Source organism: Micromonospora sp. PTRAS2 (assembly GCF_054052245.1).
In genome coordinates this window covers 668,695-693,598 of sequence record NZ_JBSWBU010000003.1, presented here as the reverse complement: position 1 = coordinate 693,598, position 24,904 = coordinate 668,695, and the positions used below count along the sequence as shown (strand labels likewise).

The following is a 24,904-nucleotide window of genomic DNA, read 5'->3' as shown; positions in this document are numbered from 1 at the left end:
TGTCCGGACTCGACCCGGTTCCGTCACCTGCCGTTACTCATCCGTTCGGCCAGTGTTGGTGTCTGATAGCGCTCCCGCCCTTCCCCTCCTGTTCATGTGTCTCTATATCTACATGCGTGACTACCCCCGTCACATCTTCTTGCCAGGAGGGCACGTGAAGAAAACCCTCGCCGCTGCGAGCGCAGCGCTGCTGACCGGCGGCCTGCTCGCCTGCGTCACCACCACGGCGCAAGCGGCACCCCCCGCCGCCCCCACCCCGGACGCCGCCGCCGCGGCCCGTGCCGACTCGGTCCTGCGCGCCAACCCCGGTGCCGTGCAGGGGACCGGCGCGGAGGCCTACCAGGTCGTCCGCACCAAGGTGGACGGCAGCGGTGCCTCACACACCCGCTACACCCGCACCTACCACGGCCTGCGTGTCTACGGCGGTGACTTCGTCATCCACGCCACCGCGAACGGCCAGTACGCCGGGGCCTCGGTGGGCCTCGCCGCCCCGCTGACCCTCGGCACCAGCCCGAAGGTCACCTCCGCCAAGGCCAAGGCGGCCGCGCGCAAGGAGTTCTCCGGCTCGCTCACCGCCGTGGGCACCCCGGAGCTCTTCGTCGACGCCAGCTCCGGCAAGGGCCGCCTGGCCTGGGAGACCGTCGTCACCGGCTGGAAGGCCGACAAGCAGACCCCGTCGAAGCTGCACGTGATCACCGACGCCGTCACCGGCGCGCTCATCGGCTCGTACGACGAGATCGAGTCGGTCGCCGGCAGCGGAACCGGCATCTACACCGGCGCGGTCGCCATCGACACCACGCTCTCCGGCAGCACCTACCAGATGATCGACCCGGTGCGCGGCAACGGCACCACCTGCGACATGAACAACGGCACGTCGACCTGCACCACCTTCACCGACGCCGACAACGTCTGGGGCACCGGCGCCAACAGCAACCGGCAGTCGGCCGCCGTCGACGCCCACTTCGGGGCCGCCAAGACGTTCGACTACTTCAAGAACGTGCACGGCCGCAACGGCATCTTCGGCAACGGAGCGGGCGTGCCGAGCCGGGTGCACTACGGCAACAACTACGTCAACGCCTTCTGGGACGGCTCCCGGATGACCTACGGCGACGGCTCCAGCAACTCCCGCCCGCTGGTCTCCCTCGACGTGGCCGGCCACGAGATGAGCCACGGCGTCACCGAGGCCGTCGCCGGCCTGGTCTACTCCGGCGAGTCCGGCGGCCTCAACGAGGCCACCAGCGACATCTTCGGCAACATGGTGGAGTTCTACGCCAACGCGCCGAGCGACCCGGGCGACTACCAGGTCGGTGAGAAGATCAACATCAACGGCAACGGCACGCCGCTGCGCTACATGTACAACCCGTCGCTGGACGGCTCGTCCGACTCGTGCTGGTCGACCAGCACCAAGAACAAGGACGTGCACTACTCCTCCGGCGTCGGCAACCACTTCTACTTCAACCTCGCCGAGGGCACCGGCGCGACCGCGTACGGCACCTCGCCCGTCTGCGGCTCCGCCCCGGCGGTCACCGGCATCGGCCGGGCCAAGGCGGAGAAGATCTGGTTCCGCGCGCTCGACGTGTACTTCACCTCCAACACGTCGTACGTCAACACCAGCAACCCGGCGAACACCGCGCGGGCGTACAGCCTCAAGGCGGCCACCGACCTCTACGGCAGCTGCTCCACCGAGTACAAGGCCGTCCAGGCGGCGTGGACCGCGGTGAACGTGGCCGGCAGCGACGCGCCCTGCTCGTCGACCGGCAACGACTTCTCCGTCACGCTCTCGCCGACCTCCGGCTCGGTCACCGCCGGCGGCTCCGCCAGCACCAGCGTGGCCACCGCCACCACCAGCGGCACCGCGCAGACCGTCGCGCTCTCCGCGTCCGGCCTGCCCTCCGGCGCGACCGCGTCGTTCAGCCCGGCCTCGGTGACCTCAGGCGCGTCGTCCACCCTCACCATCGCCACCGGTGCCAGCACCCCGGCGGGCACCTACACCGTCACGGTGACCGGCACCGGCACCTCGGTGAACCACACGGCCACCTACACGCTGACGGTCGGCGGCGTCGGCGGCTGCACCGGCGCGGGTCAGAAGCTCGGCAACGCCGGCTTCGAGTCCGGCAACACGGTGTGGACGGCCTCCTCCGGCGTCATCGCCCAGCACGGCACCAGCCAGCCGGCCCGCACCGGCACCTACAGCGCCTGGCTCAACGGGCGCGCCACCAGCAACACCGAGACGCTGTCCCAGTCGGTGAGCCTGCCGGCGGGCTGCAGCTCGTACAACTTCAGCTTCTGGCTGCACATCGACTCGAACGAGAGCACCACGAGCACCCAGTACGACAAGCTCTCCGTGCAGGTGCTCAACTCGTCCGGGACGGTGCTGGCGACCCTGGCCACGTACTCGAACCTGAACAAGGCCACCGGTTACTCGCTGAAGTCCTTCTCGCTGGCCTCGTACGCCGGCCAGACCGTCACCCTGAAGTTCACCGGCACCGAGGACTTCTCGCTCCAGACGTCCTTCGTCGTCGACGACACCGCGGTCGACGTCGCCTGACGTAGCCGTACCTCTCCCGGCCCGGCGGCCACCCCACTCGGGTGGTCGCCGGGCCCACGTCGTTATCGTCGAGGGGTGGTGGCGGTGCCGGACGCGGAGCTGACCGTCGGGACGACCGGCCCGGTGGCCACGATCGTGATCTCCAACCCGGGGCGGCGCAACGCGATGACCCCGGCGATGTGGCGGCGGCTGCCGGTGCTGCTGGACCGGTTGGAGGCCGACGAGCGGATCCGCGCGCTGGTGCTCACCGGCGCGGCCGGCACGTTCTGCGCCGGGGCCGACCTCGGTGAGCTCGACGAACTGCTCGACGCCGGTGACGCCAGCATCGCCGTGGCCGCCGAGGAGCGGCTCGCCGCCTTCGCCCGGCCGACCGTCGCCGCGATCGAGGGTGCCTGCGTCGGGGGCGGCTGCCAGCTCGCGGTGGCCTGCGACCTGCGGCTCGCCGCCGCCGACGCCCGGTTCGGGGTGCCGCCGGCCCGGCTCGGCCTGGTCTATCCCGCGCCCACCACCCGCCGGCTTGCCCGGCTGGTCGGCCCGTCGGCCGCGAAGCACCTGCTCTTCACCGCCGAGCTGATCGACGCCGAGCGGGCCCTGCGGATCGGGCTGGTCGACGAGGTGCTGCCGCCGGCCGGGCTCGCCGCCCGGGTGGCGGCGCTCACCGCCACGATCGCCGAGCGCTCCCGGCTCACCGTCGCCGCCGCGAAGGAGATCGTCGACGACCGGGCCGACGCGGAACGGATCGCCTGGTGGCACGGGCAGGTCCGGGACAGCGGGGAGGCCCGGGAGGGGGTGGCGGCCGCCAACGGGCGCCGGGCGCCCCGGTTCGGCTGGGCCCCGCCCGCCGCCCACGGACCGTCCACACCGGAACGCCCGGCACCCGGGCCCTGACCTGCCCGATCGGGTTTTCTCGATGATCGGTTGGTGTGACGGGGCCCATACTGGCACGCTGTGCCGGTGCAGATCGATCAATTCCTCAACGGCCGGTACCGCCTGGGAGATCGCATCGGCAAGGGCGGCACGGCGGTGGTCCACCGGGCGTACGACGAGCTGCTGGAACGCGAGGTGGCGGTCAAGGTGCTGCTCGGTTCGGACCGGGCCGCCCGCCGACGCATCCGCGCCGAGGCGAAGGCCGCCGCCCGGCTCTCGCACCCGAACGTCACCAACGTCTACGACTACGGCGAGGCGCTGACCCACACCGGAGAGCCCGCGCCGTACGTGGTGATGGAGCTGCTGCCCGGTCCCACCCTGGCCCGGCGGCTCGACGACGGACCGCTGCCGGCGGTGGAGGGGCTGCGGATCTGCGCGGAGGTCGCCGCCGCGCTCGCCGCGGCGCACGCGCGGGGTCTGGTGCACCGCGACGTCAAGCCGGCCAACGTCGTGCTCACGCCGTCCGGGGCGAAGGTGGTCGACTTCGGCACGGCTGCCGCCGTCGGCCAGCCGGAGATCGACTTCGACGGCAAGCTGCTGGGCACCCCCTCCTACCTGGCGCCGGAGCGGCTCGACGCCGGGGAGGTGGTGCCCGCCTCCGACGTCTACGCGCTCGGGCTGCTCGTCCACCTCGTGCTCACCGACGAGCTGCCCTGGGAGACCGACACCCCCACCCAGATGCTGCGGGCCCACGTCTACGTCGAGCCGAGGCCCCTGCCGCCGGTCGACGGCGTTCCCGCCGAGGTGGCCGAGCTGTGCCGGCGTTGCCTCGCCAAGGACCCGGCCGCCCGGCCGTCCGCCGAGGAGGCGGCGGCGCGGCTGGCGGCGGTGGTCACCCGGATGCGGGCCGCCGAGGCGGCCCGGCCCGAGCCGACCGCGGTCGCCGCCGGTGACGGCCCGGCCGGCGGGGGTGCCGCCCGGTCCGGCGGTGCCGACATGTCCGGTGCTGCGGGCGGGGGCGGGGCGGAGGCCGGCTCTGGCGACGCGCCGCGCGGGCCGGCACCGCGCCCCGCGCCCCGTCGGGATCCGGCCCGGCGGCGGTACCGGGCCCTGCTCGTGGTCGCCGCCGCGCTGGTCATCGCCGTGGCGACCGCCGGCTCGCTCGCCGACTCGTCCCGCCCGCACCGGTCCGGCGCGGCCGGTCCGACCGGGTCGCCGGTGCCCTCCGCCGACGAGGTCGTCGCCCCCGTCGGCGAGGTCCGACCCACCGGCGACGTCGGCGTCCCCGCCGGGGACGCCGGCTCGCCGCGCCCCGGCGACCCCGCACTCAGCCCCGCCCCGGGCGGCGGGGCCCCGGGCCCGTCGGCCCCCGGCGGGTCGGGCAGGTCGCCGTCGGCGGCCCCGTCCCCCTCCACCTCCGCGTCGCCGTCCGCCCCGGACTCCGGCGAGGACCCGGCCGAGCCGGCCCCCGCCGAGCCGCCGACGGTCGCGGTGCGCGCGAGCGGCGGCATCGTCCGGGTGTCCTGCACGGGCCAGAGTGCGGCGGTGACGTCGACCGTGCCGGCGGACGGCTACCAGGTCGAGGAGTACGTGCCGGGCCCCACCCGGGAGGTCCGCGTCGTGCTCGGCTCCGCCGCCCACGCCAGCGACGTCCGGGCGAGCTGCGCCAACGGCATGGTGGTGCCGAGGGTACGGGAGATCGAGCGCTGACCCGGCCCGCGGTGGCACGGCCTGCGGTTGCCCGGCCGGGGCCGGCGGGTGCCGCGCCGGGGCGTACCCCCGACGCGGCCCCCCGTTCCCGCCGGCCGGCCGGTCACCGCCCCGCCAGCGACGCCCAGCTCGGTACGGCCGGCTCGTGCCGCAGCGGCATGCCCGCCTCGGCCGGCGTCCGGTCGCCCTTGCGCTGGTTGCACGCGTTGCAGGCGGCGGTGGTGTTGCGCCAGGTGTTGCGGCCGCCGCGCGAGCGGGGCAGGACGTGGTCGACGGTGCTGGCCGGTCCGCCGCAGTAGGCGCAGCACCGGTCGTCGCGGCGCAGCACACCCGCCCGGGACCAGGCCGGGCCAGCGCTGAACCGCCAGCGGGTCACCACGTACCGGACGAGGCGGACCACCCGGGGGACCGGGAAGATCCCGATCACCCGGTCCGGCTCGGCCTCGTGGATCTCGGCGACCCGGCGGCAGAGCATCCGGATCGCGTGCTGGACGGTGACCCGGTGCAGCGGGCCGAGGTCGGCGTTGATGACGAGGACGGCGTCCACCGGGTCTCCTTCCAGGGGCGACGGTGGGTCGGGCCGGACAGCGAAGAGCCGCCCGGGTCCGGCGGGGACGGGCGGCTCGACGCACGCGGACGCGCGTCAGCCGGGCCGCCCTTCCCGGGGCGCGGCGAATCGGCAACCGTCGACGGGTAGCGCCGACGACACGCCTCTGACGTGCGACAACGACATGACCGTCTCCCGGCTGGCTGGTTGACCTGGCGCGATCACGGTAGGTCGGCGGGGGTGAGGCCGGCAACGTATTTCGATCCACCGGGGACCTGGTCCGGGTGGCGTGGCCGTCGGGTCCGGGCGGCGGCCCGCGCGTCGGCCAGCGGCCCGTCGACCCGGCCGGCCATCCGCACGGTCAGCTCCCCCTCCAGCAGCGGCCGGTTGACCTCCCCGGCGACGGCGAGGGTCGGCCCGGACACCGTCCGCCAGATGGCGGTCAGCCCGGCGCCGAGCCCGACCAGGGCGACGGCCGCGCGGGTGGTGGGGGAGCCGGCCGCCGCGGCGGCGCTGACCCCGACCACCGCGAACAGCACCACGAGCAGGGGTACGAGCACGGGCCAGAAGATCCCCCGGGCCGCCTGCACGACCAGCTTCCGGTCCCGAATGATCACGTTCCGGGCGACGACCGCGTAGTCCTCCTCGTCGAGCAGGTCGCGTGGGTGCAGCCCTCCGGTCAGCACGTTGCGCCAGCGGTCGCCCTGGTTGCGCAGCTCGCGGGCCAACTCGTCGAGGCCGGCCTCGGCCGGGTCGCCCACCCGGGCCCGGGTGACCGCGTCGGCCCACGCCCGTAGCGACCGGCGCACGACGGCGGCCGAGTACGGCGGCAGCACGCTGGCCAGTTCGTCGAGCCACCGGCTGATCTCGTGCTGCCGGCCGGCGAAGCGCCACGGCACCTGCTCGGCCTCGCCGTGCCGGACGGTGTCGGCCAGCGACCGGCCGAGGCGGTAGGCCAGCCCGATCCGGGGGTTGGCGGCCATGGCCCAGCGCAGCACGTCCACGTTGAGGTCGTCCAGGGCGAGCAGCAGCGCCGCCGTCGCCTCGCCCACCGGGGCCGGTGTCGTCTCGGCCGGCAGGGCCGCTGTCGCCTCCGCCGTCGTCGTGCCGGTCGGCGTGGCTGCTGTCGCCTCCGCCGTCGTCGTGCCGGTCGGCGTGGCCGCCCGGGCGGCGGCGGTGGACGGCGCGGTGCCGCCGGTGCCGGTCAGCGCGGCGATCTGGGCCAGCGCGACGTCGATCCCGTCGAGGTACATCCGCAGCCGCCGCCGGCCGGACATCTCGGTGAGGTTGGTCAGCTTCACCGGCGGCCCGCCCGGGCGTCGCTGCGGCGCCGACAGGTCGGCCGTCTGCGCGTGGTGGTACGCGTCGGCCATCCACCAGCCCAGCCGCAGGGCCGTCACGACGCAGCCCCGCTCGTCCCGGAGCCGCCCGGCCGCGTCGTCGCCCCGGCGGCCGAACGGGTCGACGGTCGACCCGCCGTGCGCGTCGCCGTCCCGGCCGCCGTAGGCGTCACCGGGCGGCGGCCCGTCGGCCGCGTCGCCAGTGGCCGGTTCGCGTCCCGCGCCCCGCCGGTGCACCGTCGACACCCGTCGACACCCCCGTCCGACCTCCCGGGCGGGCCCTGCCGGCCGCCCGGGCACCCCTTCGAGCATATGCACCAATAGCTTGCCTTGTGGTGAATTGGGGTGCGGGGTCGGGACCTTCGGCGGTGCCGGAGGGGCCCTTCCGCACCACCGTCGGGATCGCCGGCGATCGATGCTGAAGGTGACCGAAGAAGCCGCGACCGCCGAGGTGTGACAGATGAAGGCCGAACCGAGGACCGCCCCGTCGACCGAGCTCGACGCCATGGTCGACGCCCTCGTCTCCGACGGGCTCAAGGCCCTGGCCGAGTACGACCGGTTCACCCAGGAGGAGATCGACCGGATCGTCCGCAAGGCGTCCGTGGCCGCCCTGGACCGGCACGCCGAACTCGCCCGGCTCGCCGTGACGGAGACCGGCCGGGGGGTCTTCGAGGACAAGGCCGTGAAGAACATCTTCGCCTGCGAGCACGTCACCCACAGCATGGCGCGGGTGCGGACCGTCGGGATCATCAGCCGCGACGAGATCGACGGCATCGTGGAGATCGCCGACCCGGTCGGCGTCGTCGCCGGCATCACCCCGGTCACCAACCCCACCTCGACCACCATCTTCAAGGCCCTGCTGGCGCTGAAGACCCGCAACCCGATCGTCTTCGCGTTCCACCCGTCGGCGCAGCGGTGCAGCGTGGAGGCGGCCCGCACGGTCCGCGACGCGGCCGTCGCGGCGGGCGCGCCCGAGCACTGCGTCCAGTGGATCGAGCAGCCGTCGGTCGAGGCGACCACCGCGCTCATGCACCACCCCGGCATCGCCACCATCCTCGCCACCGGCGGCAACGCGATGGTCCGCGCCGCGTACTCGGCGGGCAAGCCGGCGCTCGGCGTCGGTGCGGGCAACGTGCCCGCGTACGTCGAGGCCAGCGCGAAGCTCAAGCGCGCCGTCAACGACATCGTGCTGTCCAAGGCGTTCGACAACGGCATGATCTGCGCCTCGGAGCAGGCGGTGATCCTCGACGAGGCCGTCGCCGACGCCGCGCTCGACGAGTTCCGGGCCCTGCACGCGTACGTGGCGTCGGCGCAGGACAAGGCGAAGCTGGAGGCGCTCCTGTTCCCCGCCGGCCGGCTCAACCCGGACGTCGTCGGGCGGCCGGCGGAGTGGATCGCCGAGCGGGCCGGCATCACCGTGCCGCCGCGTACCTCGATCATCCTGGCGGAGGTCGACCGCGTCGGCCCGGACGAGCCGCTGACCCGGGAGAAGCTCTGCCCGGTCCTCGCGGTGCTGCGCGCCCCGACCCGCGAGCAGGGCCTGCGGTATGCCGAGGAGATGGTCGAGTTCCACGGCCTCGGCCACAGCGCGGTGATCCACACCGAGGACGAGGCGCTGGTCGAGGAGTTCGGGCAGCGGGTCAAGGCCGTCCGGATCATCTGGAACTCGCCGGCCTCCCAGGGCGGCATCGGCGACATGTACAACGCCTTCCTGCCGTCGCTGACCCTCGGCTGCGGCAGCTACGGCCGCAACTCGGTGTCGAACAACGTCTCGGCGGTCAACCTGGTCAACATCAAGCGGATCGGCCGGCGGACCAACAACATGCAGTGGTTCAAGGTCCCGTCGAAGATCTACTTCGAGCCGAACGCGCTGCGGTACCTCGCCGAGATGCCCGACGTGCACCGGGTCACCGTCGTCACCGACGCCACCATGACCCGCCTCGGCTTCGTCGACCGGGTCAACCGGATCCTCCAGCGCCGCCCCGGCCACATCGCGCTCCAGATCATCGACGACGTCGAGCCCGAGCCCAGCGTGGAGACCGTCGACCGGGGCGCCGCCCTGATGCGCTCCTTCCAACCGGACACGATCATCGCCCTCGGCGGCGGCTCGGCGATGGACGCCGCCAAGGTGATGTGGCTGCGCTACGAGCACCCCGAGGTGGTCTTCGACGACCTGCGGGAGAAGTTCTTCGACATCCGCAAGCGCGCCTTCGCCTTCCCCACCCTCGGCGAGAAGGCCCGGCTGGTCTGCGTGCCGACCACCTCGGGCACCGGGGCGGAGGTGACCCCGTTCGCGGTCATCACCGACCGCCGCACCGGCAAGAAGTACCCCCTCGCGGACTACGCGCTTACCCCGACCGTGGCGATCGTCGACCCGGTGCTGACCGCCAGCATGCCGCGCGCCATCGCCGCCGACAGCGGCTTCGACGCGCTCACCCACGCCATCGAGGCGTACGTGTCGGTCTACGCCAACGACTTCACCGACGGCCTGGCCCTGCACGCGATCCGGCTGATCTTCGCCAACCTGGAGTGCTCGGTGACCGGCGGCTCCTCGACCGCCGGTGCCTCCTCGGCGGCGGGCGGCGACGCCGAGGCGCGGGAACGGATGCACAACGCCGGCACCATCGCCGGGATGGCGTTCGGCAGCGCGTTCCTCGGCATCGTGCACGCCATGTCGCACACCCTCGGGGCGACCTTCCACATCGCCCACGGGCGCACCAACGCGGTGCTGCTGCCGCACGTCATCCGCTACAACGGCACCGTCCCGTCGAAGTTGTCCGGCTGGCCCAAGTACGAGAGCTACCGCGCGCCGGAGCGGTTCGCCGAGATCGCCCGGACGCTGGGCCTGCCGGCGGCGACCCCGGCCGAGGGCGTCGAGTCGCTGGCGGCGGCCGTGGAACGGCTGCGCGACGCGGTCGGCATCGAGCCGTCGTTCGCCGCGATCGGCGTGGACGAGGCGGCGTTCGAGGCGGCCCTGCCGCAGCAGGCGCTCAACGCCTACGAGGACCAGTGCGCGCCGGCCAACCCGAGGATGCCGATGCTCGACGACATGCAGCAGCTCATGCGGGCGGCGTACCACGGCACGCGCTGGGCCGCCGCCTGACGCAGGTGTTAGGAGGGGGCCCTTCCTATGCAGAAAGCGTTAACAAGGTGCCCTTCCTTACCTCCCAGCGAGGAGGCCGCGGGGGCGGATCGAGCGGACCGGTTCGGCCGCCCCGCCCTCGGCGCGCAGGATGTGGTTCGCGGCGACGATCCCCGTCGCCGCGGACCGCTCCATCAGGGCGCTCGGGAAGTCGGTGCGGATGCCGTCGCCGGCCAGGTAGAGCCCGTCGGCGTCGGTGCGCACCCCCGGCCGCCGGGCGTGACCGCCCGGGGTGAACGCGGGGGCCTGCGCCTCGACCCGGGCCCGCAGCTCGCGCACCCGCAGCCGGGCCGCCTCCGGCCAGAGCGCCACCAGCTCGGCGCGCATCCGCTCGGCCAGCTCCTCGGCCGGCACGCCCGGCTCGCAGGCGTACGCGTGCAGCTCCAGCACCGAGCCGCCGGTGCGCTCCGCCCAGCGGCGCGACTCGTTCTCCAGCCGGTGGTAGAGCGTCACCGAGTCCAGGGTGGGCTGGCGGGACACCCCGCTGAACACCGCCCGCCCGGCGTCGACGTCCCCGTCGCACCAGTAGCGGGCCACCGCGTACGGCGGGCCGGGGGTGCCGAACGCGGGCATCGCCGCGACCAGCTCCGGTGCGGCTCCCGTCAGCACCGGCGAGGCGGCGACGAGGGCGGCCAGGGCCGGCGGGTCGACGGCGAGCACCACGTGCCCGGCCGGGTACGCCGTGCCGTCGGCGGCGCTCACCCGCCAGCCGTCGGGGGTGCGGTCCAGCCGGGTCGCGGCGACGCCGGTGCGTACCCGCCCGCCGTGGCGCTCGACGTGCCGGGCCAGCGGCTGCCAGATGGCGGTGCCGTAGTCCTCGTCGGGACAGTCGAACGCCAGCCCCTCCGGGTTGCCGAGCAGATAGAAGTGGAACTGGGCGATCATCTCGGCCGCCGACATCTCCGCCTCGTGGTTGAAGAACGAGTGGGAGAAGACCTCGAACAGCATCGCGCGGGCCCGGTCGGGCAGCCGCAGCGAGTTCAGCAGCTCGTCGGCGGTCCTGCCGTCGAACTCGGCGTACGTGCGCACCGGGTCGTAGGTGAGCAGCGGCAGCGCGGCGTCCCGGTCCATCGCCCGCAGGTCGGCCAGCCGCAGGCTGGGACTGCGCAGCAGCAGGGCGAGCAGGTTGGCCGGCGGGGCCGGCGGGAGCCGCCCGAACTCCTCCGTGGGCCAGTCGGCGCTCAGGATCGGATAGCCGGGGACCGGCTTGAGGAACCGCAGCTCCGGGTCGACCCGACGCAGGATCGACCGCCAGTTGTAGTACTGCCGGAAGAACGCGTGGAAGCCGTGCTCGTTGGCCTGGACGCCGTCGGCCAGCTCCTGCGGCCACGCGCCGAGCCGGCCGCCGAGGGTCGGGGCGGCCTCCAGCACGGTCACCCGCACCCCGCGCTCGGCGAGCACCACCGCCGCCGACATGCCGGCGATCCCGCCGCCGACGACCACGGCCTCCACCGGGCGCGGCACGCGGTGGGCGCCACCGCCGCCCGGGTCCACCACGTGCTGCCGTACGCCGATCAGCCGGCCCACCACCTGAGACAGTGCCATGCGCCCAGTCTGCCCGAGGTGCAAGGAAGGGCCCCCTGTTAACGCCTGCGGTCGAGAAGGGTCCCCTTCTTGCGCCTCGCAGCGCCTCAGGGCGCGGGGCAGCGGCGCTCGCGGTCGGAGGCGGGCCAGACGTACTCCAGGCCCGGGTCGACGTCGCCGAAGATCGGGCGGTAGTGGTCCGGGTCCTTGCGCAGCAGCGACGAGCGGTGGCTGCGGTGCAGGTCGTCGCGGCCCAGCCACGGCGGCAGCTCACCGGCGTCGGCCAGCTCCGCCTGGGTGCGTACGGTGGTCACGCCGCAGGCGGCGGCGAGGTCGGCGACCAGCGTCGCCGCGCAGGTGTCGGCCCGCCCCGGCCCGCACCACACCGCGCAGACGTCCAGGCCGTAGCGGACCAGCGCCTCCTCGTACCCGGCCCACATCTTCACCGCCGGGTGGTTGCGCCAGCCGTACCCGGGCCGGGTCAGCCCGCGCAGCACCTGGATGGCCTCCACCCGCTGCTTGCCGAGCCGCCGGGTGTCCAGCGCCCGCGCGCTGGCCAGGAAGTCCGGGTACGGCAGGAACGTCTGCATGCCCCGCTCTACCCGTCCCCGGGCGCGACAATCGTTCCCGATGATCGTTCATGATCACGGGGCTGCGCGGGCTCCGCGCCGCTGACTACGATTCGGCGCATGGCGGAGCCCCTGCGCGACCGCGCGCGCCGCGCGACCGGCTGGCGGCTGCGGGTCAACGGGGAGACCCGCCCGCACTACGTCGTCTGCGGGTCGGATCCGCTGGCCTACTGGGTGGTGCGGGCGCTGCTCGCCACCGAGCTGGACTCCGGCCGGGCGCGGATCACCCTGGTGGTGCCGGAGCGCCGCCGCTCCGACGGCCCCGACGGGCGCGACCTTCCCGGCCTCCACGTCGTCCGCGCCGACCGGCTCGACGAGGTGACGTTCCGGCGGGCCGGCCTGACGGGTGCGGACGGGCTGGCGCTGCTGCACCAGGACGACGTCGGCAACATGCACGCCGCGCTCTGCGCGCAGGAGGTGGAGCCCCGGCTGCGGCTGGTGGTACGCATGTTCAACACCAGCCTCGCCAACGGGCTGCGGCAGCTCTTCCCCGACTCGGCGGTGCTCTCCGACGCGTCGATGGCCGCCCCCGCGTTCGTGGCCGCCGCGCTCGGCGAGGTCGCCCCGACGCACTTCCGGCACGGCGGGCGCACCCTCTACGTGGCGCGTCGCGCCGACGTACGCGAGAAGGACGTCGTGTGCGGGGTGGCCGACACCCGGGATGCGGCCCGGCCGCGCCTCCTGCCCGCCGACGAGTCGACGGCCGACGTGGTGCTGGCCGAGGCGACCGGGCAGCCGCCCGGCACGGAGCTGGCCGCCCGCCGGCTGGTCCGGGCCCGCCGCCGGCGGCGGCCCGTCGCCGTGCTGCTGCGTGCGGTCCGCAGCTTCGCCACCCGCAAGATCGGGATCGCGGTGCTGGTGCTGCTGGCCGTCATCGCCGCGCTGGGCTGGCTCAACGCCCGGGCCGCGCACGTGGGCTGGGCCGACGCGCTCTACCTCACCCTGGTCACCACGCTCACCGGCGAGGACCCGGACGTCGCCAAGCCCGTCGCCGCACAGGTCATGCAGGTGGTGCTCAACCTGGCCGGGCTGGCGCTGATCCCGCTGATCACGGCCGTGGTCGTCGACGGGATCGTCAACGCCCGGCTGGCCCTGCACACCGGCCGGATCCAGCCCGCCCGGTCCGGGCACGTCGTGGTCGTCGGGCTGGGCAACATCGGCACCCGCGTCATGGCCCAGCTCAACGACTTCGGCGTCGAGGTGGTCGCCATCGACAAGGACCCGGAAGCCCGGGGCGCGTCGCTGGCGCACCGGCTCGGCGTGCCGATGGTGGTCGGCGACGCCGGTCGGGAGGAGACGCTGCGGTCGGCGTCCGTCGAGACCTGCCAGGCCCTCGTGGTGGTCTCCACCGACGACGACGTCAACCTGCGGGCCGCGCTGAACGCGCGGGGGCTCACCCCCGACCTGCGGGTGGTGCTGCGCCTGTTCGACGGCGACTTCGCCGAGCGAGTCCAGAAGGCGTTCGGCATCGGCATCTCGCGCAGCGTGTCGTATCTCGCCGCGCCGTCGTTCGCCGCCGCCCTGCTGGACCGGGCGGTGATCGCCACCATCCCGGTGGGCCGGCACGCCCTGCTGGTCACCGAGGTCCAGGTGGTCGCCGGGTCGCCGCTGGACGGCAGCCCGCTGTCCGCCGTGGCCCAGCCCGGCGCGGTACGCCTGCTCGCGCACGCCCGCCCCGGCCAGAAGGCGGACTGGTCGGCCGACCCCCGCCTGGTGATCACGGCCGGGGACCGGCTGACCGTGGTGGCCCGCCGGGCGGGGCTGACCGCCCTGCTGCGCGAGACCACCCCGCCCGCCCCGGAGCCCCCGCCCGCCCCGGCCGGCCCACCCCCGCCCAGGACGAGTGAAGAGTAGTGGCGCGTCCGGCCACCTACTCCCCACGACTTCCACGGTACTGTGGAAGTCGTGACGGCTGTATACGAAGAACTCCCGTTCAGCGAGTTCCTGCACAGGCCGGCGGCTGTGGCCGATCGGTTGGACTCCGTACGTGCTCTGCGGCTGCGGCGGCGCGGCGCCGGGGACCTGGCGTTGACCCGCGCCGACCAGTTGGAACAGGACGCTGTCGTCATCGATTTCACCGCGCGTCTGCTGGCCGGCCTCGTTCGTACCCAGTCCCCGGAGGCCGTGCGTCGAGTGCTGGGCGAGGCACTGCCCTGGGTGTCCTTCCTGCCTGAGGACGACGTCGACCAGTTGCTGGGCGAGTTGATCGAGGTGGCGCAGGGCGCGGCGTCACTGGAGAACCTGTCGCCGGTGGCGGTGCTGCTGGCCCAGTGGCGGCACACCGCCGAGATCCATGCCGACCCGACGCTGCTGGAGATCCTGACCCGAGAGCCGACCGGTGATCTCGGCCCGGTGCCCGCCCCCGAGGTTCGCCAGTGAGTCCGAAGCGGGGAGATCGGGCGGCCCCGCCCGCCGTCGGCACCGAGTTCGAGCTGCGGTTCGCCGACTCTGCGGCGGCCGACGGCTGGGAGCAGCTTGCCCGGCAGGTGCCGGCCAACCTCCGGCGCGCCTACGAGGTCCTACGAGCCGATCCCAGGTCGAGGACGGCACCCGAGAGGCAGCACCGCCTCAAGGGCGCGCTCGCCTCGGCGGCCTGGAAGGGGGAGCAGTTCGAGCGCTGGCAGTACGAGGTGACCGGTGGCGGGCGGATCTGGTATCTGATCGACGACGAACGGCGTACGGTCTGGCTCACCTATGCAGGCGCCGGACATCCCCGCGAGACGGACTGATCGGCGCACTTCTTCAGGCTTGCCGAGGGCGGAGGGCGTACCAGGCGGCGCCGAGGGCGAGCACGCCGAACCCGGCGAGCACGCTGGCCAGCGGCAGGCTGACCGCGAGCGCCACGCAGCCGACCAGCCCCAGCACGGCGAGCAGCCGCACCGGCAGCCGGCGGCCCGGGTCGCGGCCCAGGGTGAGCGCCGAGGCGTTGGTGATGGCGTAATAGACCAGCACCGTGCAGCTGGAGAAGCCGATCGCCCCGCGTACGTCGCCGACGAGCACCACGACCGTCACCACGGCGGCCACCGCCAGCTCGGCCCGGTGCGGCACCCGGCGCACGGGGTGCACGGCGGCCAGGCCGTGCGGCACGTCCCGGCGGCGGGCCATCGCCAGCAGGGTCCGGCCCACCCCGGCGACCAGCGACAGCAGCACCCCGGTCACCGCCACGGTCGCCCCGGCCCGCACCACCCAGGCCAGGCCGGGCAGCCCGGCGGCCGTCACCACGTCGGCCAGGGGCGCGGCGGACGCGGCGAGCCGCCCGGGGCCGAGCACCCCGAGCGCCACCACCGCCAGCACGAGGTAGATCGCCAGCACCACGCCGAGCGCCAGCGGCACCGCCCGGGGGATCGTCCGCTCCGGGTCGCGCACCTCCTCGCCGAGGGTGGCGATCCGGGCGTACCCGGCGAAGGCGAAGAAGAGCAGCCCGGCGGCGGCCAGCACGCCGTGCGTGCCGGGGCTGCTGGAGGCGCCGGGCCCGGCGATCCGGCCCGCGTCGAAGCCGCCGCCGAGCAGGCCGGCCCCCGCGACCAGGGCCAGCACCGCCAGCACCACGCCCACCAGGGCCTTCGTGGCCGTCGCGGTCTTGCCGATGCCGCGCAGGTTGACGGCGGTCACCGCCGCGACGGCGGCGACGGCGACGAACCGGGCGCGCCCCGGCCAGAGGTACGCCCCGATGGTCAACGCCATCGCCGCGCAGCTCGCCGTCTTGCCGACCACGAAGCCCCAGCCCGCCACGAAACCGGCGAACGGGCCCAGCCGCTCCCGCCCGTAGACGTACGTGCCGCCGGACTCGGGATAGCGGGCGGCCAGCCGGGCCGAGCTGGTCGCGTTGCAGAACGCCACGAACCCGGCGAGGGCCAGCGCCACCAGCAGGCCCGCGCCGCCGGCCGACGCCGCCGCCGGGGCGAAGACCACGAAGACGCCCGCGCCGAGCATCGACCCCAGACCGATGACCACCGCATCGGGTACGCCCAAACGCCGCGCCAGCCGCTCCATGACCCGGACCCTAGGGGGTCGAGGTGAACAGCGCGGGACGATCCCAGCCGCCCAGCAACCGCCGGGGCAGCGGCACGTCGTCCCACGGCACCCGGTGCAGCAGCCGGTCCAGGAGGAGCCCCAGCAGCAGCCCGGCCACCGAGTCGGTCAACCAGTGCCAGCCCAGGTACGTGGTGGTGCAGAGCACGACGGCCGGCGGAACCAGCCGGACGAGCGTGACCAGCCGGGGCGGAACGGCCCGGCCGAAGCTGGCCAGCAGCGGCGTCAGCAGCAGCGCGATGACCCCGTACCAGACGATCGCGTTGGCGACGTGGCCCGACGGATAGGACTGGGCGAACCGCACCGGCAGGTCGTGCTGGAACAGCGGCAGGGTCGCCTCGGGGGGCAGGAACGGCTCCTTGACGCTGGCGCTCGGCGCGGGCCGGGCGGTCCACACCTTCAGCGGACCGATGGTGAAGAGGGTGAACACGAAGGCGAGCACCGGCGGCAGCACCGGGCGCACCGAGCGCACCCGGGCGGCCAGCAACACCCCCATACCCAGCGCGATCAGGGTCAGCGGGGTGCCTTGGCCCAGATAGTTGAGCACCACCGCCACCCAGTACGCCGCCGCGGGCCGGTGCGCCTCCGCCCAGTCGGCGATCGCGCGGTCGACGCCGAAAAGCCGGTCGGCGGCGAGCGCGACCGTCAACCCGACCAGTCCGGCGAGCAGGAGTGCGTCGCACCACCAGCCGGCCGGGCGTACGGGCCTGAGCTGCACTTTCCGCCGTACCGTCTGGGTTTCGCGCACCCGACCACGCTACCGGGCCGCCGCCCGCCCGCTGTGGGGCGAGGCACGATGGGGTGCGCTTCGGCGGGGTGACGCGTCATGCTGGTCGGCGTGCGGATCACCTCTGCCCTCGTGGACCCGGCGCTGCTCGACCTCCCGTGGTCGACCCCGCTGGAGGAGTGGCCTGCCGAGCACCTGGTGGCGTTGCCACAGGGCATCTCCCGGCACATCGTGCGCTTCGTCCGCCTCGGCGGGTACGTCTACGCGGTCAAGGAGACCGGCGAGCGGGTCGCCGAGCGGGAGTACGACCTGCTGCGGGCGCTGGAGCGGATCGACTTCCCGTCGGTGGAGGCGGTGGCGATCGTCGCCGACCGGCAGACCGACGACGGGGAGCCGCTGGACCCGGTGCTGATCACCCGGCACCTCCAGTTCTCGCTGCCCTACCGGGCGTTGTTCTCGCACACGCTGCGCCCCGAGACGATGGGCCGGCTGCTCGACGCGCTGGCCGCCCTGATCGTCCGGATGCACCTCACCGGCTTCTTCTGGGGCGACTGCTCGCTGTCGAACACGCTGTTCCGCCGGGACGCGGGCGCGTTCGCCGCGTACCTGGTGGACGCCGAGACGGGGGCCCTGCACAGCTCGCTGTCCAACGGCCAGCGCGGCGAGGACTTGGAGATCGCCCGGGTCAACATCTTCGGCGAGGCGCTCGACCTCCAGGCCGCGGGCCTGCTGCACGAGTCGATCGACCCGGAGGTGGTGTGCGAGGAGGTCGTGCAGCGCTACGAGCGGCTCTGGCACGAGATCACCTACGAGCAGCAGGTCGAGCGGGAGGCCCGGCACGACATCGAGCGCCGGATCCGCCGCCTCAACGAGCTGGGCTTCGACGTGGCCGAGGTGGCCCTGTCCACCATCCCCGGCGGGCGGTACCTGGTGCGGCCGAAGGTGGTCGACGCGGGCTACCATCACCGCCGGCTGCTCCGCCTCACCGGGCTGGACGCCGAGGAGAACCAGGCCCGCAAGCTGCTCAACGACCTCGACGCGTACCGGGCGGAGAGCGACCTGACCGACGAGCAGCAGGCCTCGCACCGCTGGCTCACCGAGGTCTTCGAGCCGGTGGTGCGGGCGGTGCCGGCGCACCTGCGGCGCAAGCTGGAGCCGCAGGAGCTGTTCGCGCAGATCATCGAGCACAAGTGGCTGCTCTCCGAGCGCGCCGGCCGGGACGTCGGCATGCGGCACGCGGTGCAGTCGTACCTGGCCGACGTGCTGGTGCACCGCCCCGACGAGCAGGCCGTCCTCGGCGTCGAGGTCGACGCCCTGCCCTGACCCGGCCGCCCTGCCCGGCAATGCCTCCTGCCGACGCTAGCGAGCTGATGTCGTGGATGGATCGGGTGGCCGTCGGTGGCCGTCGGTGGTCATCGGAAGCCGTCGGGGCCGCAGGCGTGCGTCGTGCGGGGGTGCGAACATGCGTTGTCCGGGGCCGCAGGCGCGCGTTGTCCGGGGTTGCGAGTGCGGTCGGGTCGGAAGCGCGCGTCGTCGGGTGCGTGATGTCGTAGACGATTCAGCTCCCTAGCGCGCGTGGTGCGCCTGTCGGGTCGGCAGCGTCACCGCGCCGACGGGGGTCACCGTGCCGTCGGGCGTCACTCCACCCAGGAGCCGCCGCGCATCACCCGGACCACGTTCAGGTCGTCGTCGAGGACGACCAGGTCGGCGCGGAGGCCGACCTGGAGCGCGCCGACCCGGTCGCCGAGGCCGATGGCGCGGGCCGGGGTGGTGGCCACCATCCGGCAGGCGTCCGCCATCGGCACGCCCCCGTGCACGGCGTGCCGCAGGGCGGCGTCCATGGTGAGGGTGCTGCCGGCGATCGCCCCGTCGGCGGCCAGCCGGGCCACCCCGTCAGCGACGGTGACGGCCTGGCCGCCCAGCTCGTACTCGCCGTCGGGCATGCCGGCGGCGGACATCGCGTCGGTGATCAGCGCGGCCCGTTCGGGGCCGGCGGTGGCGGTGACGAAGGTGAGCATCCCGTCGTGCAGGTGCACCCCGTCGGCGACCAGCTCGCAGACCACGTTCGGGGCGTCCAGCAGGGCCACGACGGGGCCTGGCTCGCGGTGGTGCACCGGGCGCATGCCGTTGAACAGGTGAGTGCCGACGCTCGCGCCGGCACCCACGGCGGCCCTGGTCTGGTCGTACGTCGCGTCGGTGTGGCCTACGGCGGCGACCACCCGGTGGGCGGTGAGCAGCTTGATCGCCTCCAGCGCCCCGTCCCGTTCGGGGGCCAGGGTGACCATCCGCACCGCGCCCCCGCCCAGCTCGATCAGCTCGGTCAGCTCGGCGACGGACGGGTCGCGGAGGAACTGCGGGTTCTGCGCGCCGCACCGGGCCGCCGACAGGTACGGCCCCTCGAAGTGGACGCCGGCCAGCGTGCCCTCCTCGACGAGCGGCCGGTATGCGGCGGTCGCCGCCCGCATCAGCTCGAACGGCGAGCTGACCAGGCTGGCCAGCAGGGTGGTGGTGCCGTGCCCCAGGTGGAAGGCCGCCGCCTGGCGGGCGGATTCGGCGTCGCCGGTGGTGAACGTGTGCCCGCCGCCGCCGTGGGTGTGCATGTCCACGAAGCCGGGGACGATCCAGTGCCCGTCGCGCACCGACGGGTACTCGGCGACGGCGGTGATCCGGTCGCCGTCGAGTTCCACGCAGCCCTGCCGGATCACGCCGGTCGGGGTCACCACCTTGCCGTTCACCCGCAGGGTCATCGCTTCTCCAGATGTGTGAGGCGTGCCGGTACAGATCAGCGGGCGTCGAGCGCCAGCAGGGCGGCGCCGAGGCAGCCGGCCTCGTCGCCGAGGGCCGCCGCGACCAGGCGCGGCCGGCGGTGGAACGTCATCCGCTCGTGCAGCGCGGCGCGCAGCGGGTCGAACAGGCGGGGACCGGCCTGGGCGAGGCCGCCGCCGACCACGATGCTCTCCACGTCGTACAGGGACTGGCCGGTGGCGAGCCCGTCGGCCAGCGCCTCGACCGCCTCCGCCCACACTCCGGCGGCGGCGGGCTCCCCGGCGGCGGCCCGGTCGGCCACGTCGGCGGCGCTCGCGGGCGTGCCGGCCAACCCACCGCCGGTGGCCTCCGCGTAGTGGCGGGCGATCGCCGAGGCGGAGGCGACGGCCTCCAGGCAGCCGTCGCGCCCGCAGCCGCAGCGCGGGCCGCCGGGGCGGACGAGGATGTGGCCGATCTCCCCGGCGGCACCGTGCGCGCCGGTGGCGGCCACGCCGTCGACGACGTGGGCGGCGGCGATGCCGGTGCCGATCGCGACGAAGAGCACGTGCCCGGTGCCCCGGCCCGCGCCGAGCCTGGCCTCAGCGAGGCCGCCGACGCGCACGTCGTGGCCGAGCGCCGTGGGCAGCCCGAGCCGTGCCGCCGCCAGCTCCCGCAGGGGTACGTCCCGGAAGCCCACGTTCGCCGACCAGACCGCCACCCCGGCGGCCTCGTCGACGACGCCGGGCACGGCGATGCCCAGCGCGACAGGGTCGAGCCCGTCGGCGCGGGCCTTGCCGGCCAGCCCTTCGGCGACGTCGAGGATCGTCTCGACGACCGCGTCGGGGCCCCGGCCCGCGTCGGTGGGGTGCCGCTCGGTGTGGACGGTGCTGCCGTCCGGGCGGACCAGCGCGCACTTCATGCCGGTGCCGCCCACGTCCAGCGCGACGACGACGTCGGCGGGACCGGCGGCGTCGGCTGGGCTCACGCGAGGACCACGGAGCGGGTCAGGTGGCGGGGCGCGTCGGGGTCGAGGCCCCGGCTGGTGGACAGGGCGACGGCGAACCGCTGGGCGAGGATCAGGTCGGCCATCGGGTCGACCGGCGTACGCCCGGCGGCCCAGCTCGTGAGCACGGCGCGGCAGCCGTGGGTGCGGCTGTGCACGAAGGCGGCCCCGGTGGCGGCGACGTCCTCGGCGAGCCCCTCGGGGATGTCGCCGAACGCCCAGACCAGCCGGCCCGGCGCGGCCACCGAGATCGGGCCGTGCCGGTAGTCCATGGCCGGGTACGCCTCGGCCCAGAAGGTGGCCGCCTCGCGGCACTTGAGCGCGGCCTCCTGGGCCAGCCCGATCGTCCAGCCCCGGCCGAGGAAGGTGACCTGCTCGATGCGGGCCGGGTCGATCGGCAGCGGGGCCCGGACGGCGACCTCGGCGTCGGCGGAGAGCGCGGCCAGGTTGTCGCCGAGGTGGGCGCGGAGCAGGGCCAGGGCGGTGGTGGCGAAGCGGGTCTGCACCACGGAGCGTTCGTCGGCGAACGGCATGGCGACCACGGCGGAGGCGACGTCCACGGCGGGGGAGGCCGGGTCGCCGACGATGACGGTGGTGGGGAGCTGGCCGCGCAGCGCGGCGAGCAGCTCCAGCACCTCGGTGGTGGTGCCGGAGCGGGTGACGGCGATCAGCCGGTCGTAGCGGCGGCCCGTGGGGAACTCGGACGCCTGGAACGCGTCGGTCTCGCCGTGGCCGGCGGCCTCGCGCAGCCCGGCGTACGCCGTCGCCATGAACCACGACGTGCCGCAACCGACGACGGCGACCCGCTCCCCGGGGCGCGGCAGGTGCTCGGCGACCGTGGGGGCCAGCAGCGCTGCCTCCCGCCAACAGTCGGGTTGACTCGCGATCTCCGCGTGCACGAACGCCATGAGAACTCCTCGCTGGGAGGTCGTGCGCAATACGGCGCAATACGGCCGCCTTTCGCGCGTTATTCTGCGCGAAACCTCGCGTCTCTGGCAACCGGGTACCCGATCGCGCAGAGCGGAGTTTTGCACCTTGGTAGTTTCGCGCACTACTGTGCACGCAATCAATCACCCTTCGTGCAGTCAGTGGAGGCGCCGCAGTGGACCGGTACGCCCGATGGAACGCGCTGCTGGAGATGCTCACTGACAACGGGCGGGTGAGCGTGGAGGAGGCCGCCGGGCGGCTGGACGTCTCCCAGGCCACCATCCGGCGCGACTTCGACCAGCTCGCCCAGCAGCAGATGATCACCCGGACGCGGGGCGGCGCGGTCGCCAACGGCGTCTCCTACGACCTGCCGCTGCGCTACAAGACGGCCAAGCACTCGGCTGAAAAGCAGCGGATCGGGGCCGCCGCCGCCGCGCTGGTCACCCCGGGCACCGTGGTCGGCCTCAACGGCGGCACCACCAGCACGGAGGTGGCCCGCGCGCTGGCCGTCCGGCCCGACCTGAACACCAGCGCCGAGGGCGCGCAGCTCACCGTCGTCACCAACGCGCTCAACATCGCCAACGAGCTGCTGGTGCGCTCCCGGATGAAGGTGGTGGTCGCCGGCGGCGTGGTGCGGCCCAAGTCGTTCGAGCTGGTCGGCCCGCTGGGCGGGGCGCTGCTGCGCGAGGTCACCCTGGACGTCGCCCTGCTCGGCGTGGACGCGATCGACCCGCAGCTCGGTGCCGCCGCCCACCACGAGGGCGAGGCGGCGATGAACAACCTGATGGTGGCCCGCGCCAAGCGGGTGGTGATCATCGCGGACTCGTCCAAGCTGGGCGGTCACGCGTTCGCCCGGATCTGCCCCGTCGAGCGGGTGGAGACGCTGGTCACCGACTCGGGCGCGAACCCGGAGCTGGTGGAGGCGTTCCGCGCGGCGGGCGTCCACGTCGTCATCGCCTGACGCGCCGTACTGCATACCGGGTATTGCTTCCCTCTGCATACCGCGTATGGTGTGCGTCGTCACCGACTCATCGGGGGAGGCGCAGCTTGTCAGCTGTCCTGGAAATAGAAGGTCTACGCAAGACATACAAGAGTCGCCGCCGGGGGGTCCGACACGCCCTCGACGGCTTCGACATGCGGGTCGAGCAGGGGCAGGTGCACGGCTTCCTCGGCCCCAACGGCTCGGGCAAGACCACCACGCTGCGTACGCTGCTCGGGCTCATCCGGCCCAACGGCGGCCGGATGGCGATCCTCGGGCAGGAGGTGCCCGCCGCCCTGCCCGCCGTCGTCGGCCAGGTCGGCGCGATCGTCGAGAGCCCCCAGTTCTTCCCGCACTTCACCGCCCGCGACACCCTGTCGCTGCTGGCCGGGGCGGGCGAGGTGCCGCAGACCCGGGTCGACGAGGTGCTGGAGCTGGTCGGCCTGCGCGACCGGGCCGGTGAGCGGGTCAAGACGTACTCGCTCGGCATGAAGCAGCGCCTCGCGGTCGCCTCGGCACTGCTCAAGAACCCGAAGCTGCTCATCCTCGACGAGCCCGCCAACGGCCTCGACCCCGGCGGCATCCGGGAGATGCGCACGTTGACCCGGGACCTGGCCGCCTCCGGGATGACCGTGCTGCTGTCCAGCCACATCCTCGGCGAGATCCAGCTCATCTGCGACTCGGTCACCATCATCTCGCTCGGCCGGCGGGTCGCTTTCGGCCCGGTCGACCAGGTGCTCGCCGAGCACTCCGGCGGGGCCGTGCGGGTCCGGCTGGAGGCGGTCACCGACCTGCCGGCGGCGGCCGACGCGCTCAGCCGGGCGGGCGTGGCGGTCACCGCCCACCCCGACCACCTGATGCTCGCCGGCGTCGAGAAGCCGGCCCAGGTGAGCCGGATCCTGGCCGGCCAGGGCCTGTACGTCAGCGAGCTGGCCCCCGTCACGGTCGACCTGGAGAGCGTCTTCCTGGAGTTGACCTCGACCGCACCCGTGCCGGGGCAGCACCGCCAGGTCGACCAGTCCACGAGGGTCGGTGACGCGGGCCAGCCCGGCGCCGTCGGGGGAGGTTGGGGCGCATGAGCCTCTATCGCACGGAGCTGCGCCGGCTGGGCAAGCGGCGCTTCGCCCGCTGGGCGACGGTGCTCGGCCTGCTGGTGCTCGGGGCGGTCCTCGTCGGGGTCTTCTTCACCAACCAGAAGATCGGCCCCGAGCAGCAGGCCGCCGCCCAACGGCAGGCCGAGCAGCAGTACCAGGAGCAGGTGCGCTGGGCCGAGCAGGAGCGCAAGGCCTGCGAGCAGGCCAAGGCGTCCGGTCAGGACCAGCAGCAGGAGGGCCGGTTCCCGCCGGACTGCGAGATGATCACCCCGCCGCCGCCGGAGAGCATCGAGGCGCGGTGGTTCCTGCCGTCGACGTTCGACTTCCGGGCGAGCTTCGAGGAGATGATCGTCACCTTCACCGCGATCCTGGCGCTGCTCGGGTTCGTGATCGGCGCCTCCTTCGTCGGCGCCGAGTGGAGCTCCGGCGGGATGATGAACCTGCTGCTGTGGCGACCGCAGCGGCTCACCGTGCTGCTGACCAAGCTGGCGGCGCTGCTCACCGGGCTCGTCGCCGTGACCCTGGCTGCCGCGACGCTCTGGACCGCCGGGTTCTGGATCGTCGGCACGCTGCGCGGCACCACCGAGAAGATGACCTCCGGGACGTGGCAGTCGTTCGCGCTGACCGGGCTGCGCGGGCTGGTGCTGATCATGGTCGCGGCGACCATCGGGTTCGCGCTGGCCTCGCTGGGCCGGCACACCGCGATGGCCCTCGGCGGGGCGATCGGGGCCGTCGTGGTCGGCCAGTTCGGCCTGGGCATCGTGATGTCGATGGCGGGGGCGCGCTTCGTCGAGGCGTGGCTGCTGCCGACGTACGGGCTCGCCTGGATGACGAAGAAGGTCACCCTGGAGGACTGGAACGCCTGCAACGCCACGTACTACGGCGAGTGCAAGCCGGCCACCTTCGACCTGACCTGGCAGCACGCCTCGATCCTGTTCTCCGTCGTGCTGGTGCTCGCCCTCGGGTCGGCGCTGGTCACCATGCGCCGGCGGGACGTCGCCTGAGCAGTGGCACCGGGTGGCCCGGACCGCACCGCACGTCCGATGCGGTCCGGGTCCGCCCTGGTTAGGCTGGGGATCCCCCCGGCCGG

At 74.0% G+C, this 24,904-nt stretch carries 20 protein-coding genes; 11 read left to right on the top strand and 9 right to left on the bottom strand.

The genetic code is table 11. From position 1 onward, the window contains the following. The first annotated feature begins 154 nt into the window (after positions 1–154). From ACVMYR_RS13990 to ACVMYR_RS13980, 3 genes are all read left to right on the top strand, one after another. Complete coding sequence (locus tag ACVMYR_RS13990) at positions 155–2,548, top strand: M4 family metallopeptidase (protein WP_457121960.1); 2,394 nt, start codon at positions 155–157, stop codon at positions 2,546–2,548. A gap of 78 nt (positions 2,549–2,626) precedes the next feature. Continuing rightward, the gene (locus tag ACVMYR_RS13985) at positions 2,627–3,436 is read left to right on the top strand and encodes an enoyl-CoA hydratase/isomerase family protein (RefSeq protein ID WP_457122055.1); all 810 of its coding nucleotides are present in this window, start codon (positions 2,627–2,629) and stop codon (positions 3,434–3,436) included. A 66-nt stretch (positions 3,437–3,502) separates the two neighbouring features. After that, positions 3,503–5,125 carry a serine/threonine-protein kinase gene (locus ACVMYR_RS13980; RefSeq protein WP_457121959.1) on the top strand — a complete coding sequence of 541 codons (1,623 nt, stop codon included), beginning with the start codon at positions 3,503–3,505 and terminating at the stop codon, positions 5,123–5,125. 103 nt (positions 5,126–5,228) lie between these two features. On the opposite strand, the gene ACVMYR_RS13975 is transcribed toward ACVMYR_RS13980, so the two are convergent. Continuing rightward, positions 5,229–5,672: an HNH endonuclease gene (locus ACVMYR_RS13975; RefSeq protein ID WP_457121958.1), complete on the bottom strand. Its 444-nt coding sequence runs from the start codon at positions 5,670–5,672 to the stop codon at positions 5,229–5,231. Between the two features lie 221 nt (positions 5,673–5,893). Then, positions 5,894–7,258 (bottom strand): hypothetical protein, encoded by a 1,365-nt coding sequence (locus ACVMYR_RS13970; protein ID WP_457121957.1) that lies wholly within the window; start codon positions 7,256–7,258, stop codon positions 5,894–5,896. 214 nt (positions 7,259–7,472) lie between these two features. Here ACVMYR_RS13970 and adhE point away from each other — a divergent pair, with 214 nt between their 5' ends. After that, entirely contained in the window at positions 7,473–10,115 is a 2,643-nt protein-coding gene (gene adhE / locus ACVMYR_RS13965) for a bifunctional acetaldehyde-CoA/alcohol dehydrogenase (RefSeq protein ID WP_457121956.1), read from the top strand. 57 nt (positions 10,116–10,172) lie between these two features. Here adhE and ACVMYR_RS13960 read toward each other — a convergent pair whose 3' ends face one another. After that, positions 10,173–11,699 (bottom strand): FAD-dependent oxidoreductase, encoded by a 1,527-nt coding sequence (locus tag ACVMYR_RS13960; protein WP_077938091.1) that lies wholly within the window; start codon positions 11,697–11,699, stop codon positions 10,173–10,175. Positions 11,700–11,785: 86 nt separating this feature from the next. Further along, positions 11,786–12,268 carry an MSMEG_6728 family protein gene (locus ACVMYR_RS13955; protein WP_353900425.1) on the bottom strand — a complete coding sequence of 161 codons (483 nt, stop codon included), beginning with the start codon at positions 12,266–12,268 and terminating at the stop codon, positions 11,786–11,788. A 99-nt stretch (positions 12,269–12,367) separates the two neighbouring features. On the opposite strand from ACVMYR_RS13955, the gene ACVMYR_RS13950 reads away from it, so the two are divergent. Genes ACVMYR_RS13950 through ACVMYR_RS13940 form a run of 3 tightly spaced genes read left to right on the top strand, consistent with a single transcriptional unit; the run spans position 12,368 to position 15,036 of the window. Beyond that, positions 12,368–14,161 carry an NAD-binding protein gene (locus tag ACVMYR_RS13950; RefSeq protein ID WP_457121955.1) on the top strand — a complete coding sequence of 598 codons (1,794 nt, stop codon included), beginning with the start codon at positions 12,368–12,370 and terminating at the stop codon, positions 14,159–14,161. Positions 14,162–14,203: 42 nt separating this feature from the next. Beyond that, a complete protein-coding gene (locus ACVMYR_RS13945) occupies positions 14,204–14,686 on the top strand; it encodes a hypothetical protein (protein WP_077938111.1) in 483 nt (160 codons plus the stop codon). After that, positions 14,683–15,036 carry a hypothetical protein gene (locus ACVMYR_RS13940; RefSeq protein WP_077938096.1) on the top strand — a complete coding sequence of 118 codons (354 nt, stop codon included), beginning with the start codon at positions 14,683–14,685 and terminating at the stop codon, positions 15,034–15,036. Before ACVMYR_RS13945 ends, ACVMYR_RS13940 begins: the two co-directional genes overlap by 4 nt. A gap of 13 nt (positions 15,037–15,049) precedes the next feature. On the opposite strand, the gene ACVMYR_RS13935 is transcribed toward ACVMYR_RS13940, so the two are convergent. Both ACVMYR_RS13935 and ACVMYR_RS13930 read right to left on the bottom strand, forming a co-directional pair. Further along, positions 15,050–16,300: an APC family permease gene (locus ACVMYR_RS13935; protein WP_457121954.1), complete on the bottom strand. Its 1,251-nt coding sequence runs from the start codon at positions 16,298–16,300 to the stop codon at positions 15,050–15,052. Positions 16,301–16,310: 10 nt separating this feature from the next. Beyond that, complete coding sequence (locus tag ACVMYR_RS13930) at positions 16,311–17,087, bottom strand: phosphatase PAP2 family protein (RefSeq protein ID WP_431892265.1); 777 nt, start codon at positions 17,085–17,087, stop codon at positions 16,311–16,313. Positions 17,088–17,165: 78 nt separating this feature from the next. On the opposite strand from ACVMYR_RS13930, the gene ACVMYR_RS13925 reads away from it, so the two are divergent. Then, a complete protein-coding gene (locus ACVMYR_RS13925; RefSeq protein WP_176734161.1) occupies positions 17,166–18,389 on the top strand; it encodes a DUF4032 domain-containing protein in 1,224 nt (407 codons plus the stop codon). Between the two features lie 314 nt (positions 18,390–18,703). On the opposite strand, the gene nagA is transcribed toward ACVMYR_RS13925, so the two are convergent. The 3 genes from nagA to ACVMYR_RS13910 are packed head-to-tail and all read right to left on the bottom strand — an operon-like array spanning position 18,704 to position 21,722. Next, positions 18,704–19,813: an N-acetylglucosamine-6-phosphate deacetylase gene (nagA, locus tag ACVMYR_RS13920; RefSeq protein ID WP_431892263.1), complete on the bottom strand. Its 1,110-nt coding sequence runs from the start codon at positions 19,811–19,813 to the stop codon at positions 18,704–18,706. A 35-nt stretch (positions 19,814–19,848) separates the two neighbouring features. Beyond that, a complete protein-coding gene (locus tag ACVMYR_RS13915) occupies positions 19,849–20,796 on the bottom strand; it encodes an ROK family protein (RefSeq protein ID WP_457121953.1) in 948 nt (315 codons plus the stop codon). Beyond that, positions 20,793–21,722, bottom strand: a complete 930-nt coding sequence (locus ACVMYR_RS13910; protein ID WP_077938101.1) for an SIS domain-containing protein — start codon at positions 21,720–21,722, stop codon at positions 20,793–20,795. The genes ACVMYR_RS13915 and ACVMYR_RS13910 overlap by 4 nt, the downstream gene beginning before the upstream one ends. Positions 21,723–21,916: 194 nt before the next feature. Between ACVMYR_RS13910 and ACVMYR_RS13905 the strand changes: the two genes are divergently transcribed. From ACVMYR_RS13905 to ACVMYR_RS13895, 3 genes are all read left to right on the top strand, one after another. Continuing rightward, the gene (locus ACVMYR_RS13905) at positions 21,917–22,702 is read left to right on the top strand and encodes a DeoR/GlpR family DNA-binding transcription regulator (protein ID WP_043965142.1); all 786 of its coding nucleotides are present in this window, start codon (positions 21,917–21,919) and stop codon (positions 22,700–22,702) included. Between the two features lie 86 nt (positions 22,703–22,788). Beyond that, complete coding sequence (locus ACVMYR_RS13900) at positions 22,789–23,799, top strand: ATP-binding cassette domain-containing protein (protein WP_077938102.1); 1,011 nt, start codon at positions 22,789–22,791, stop codon at positions 23,797–23,799. Next, on the top strand, positions 23,796–24,818 hold the full coding sequence (locus tag ACVMYR_RS13895; protein ID WP_077938103.1) for an ABC transporter permease subunit: 1,023 nt from the start codon (positions 23,796–23,798) through the stop codon (positions 24,816–24,818). The genes ACVMYR_RS13900 and ACVMYR_RS13895 overlap by 4 nt, the downstream gene beginning before the upstream one ends. Positions 24,819–24,904 lie beyond the last annotated feature (86 nt).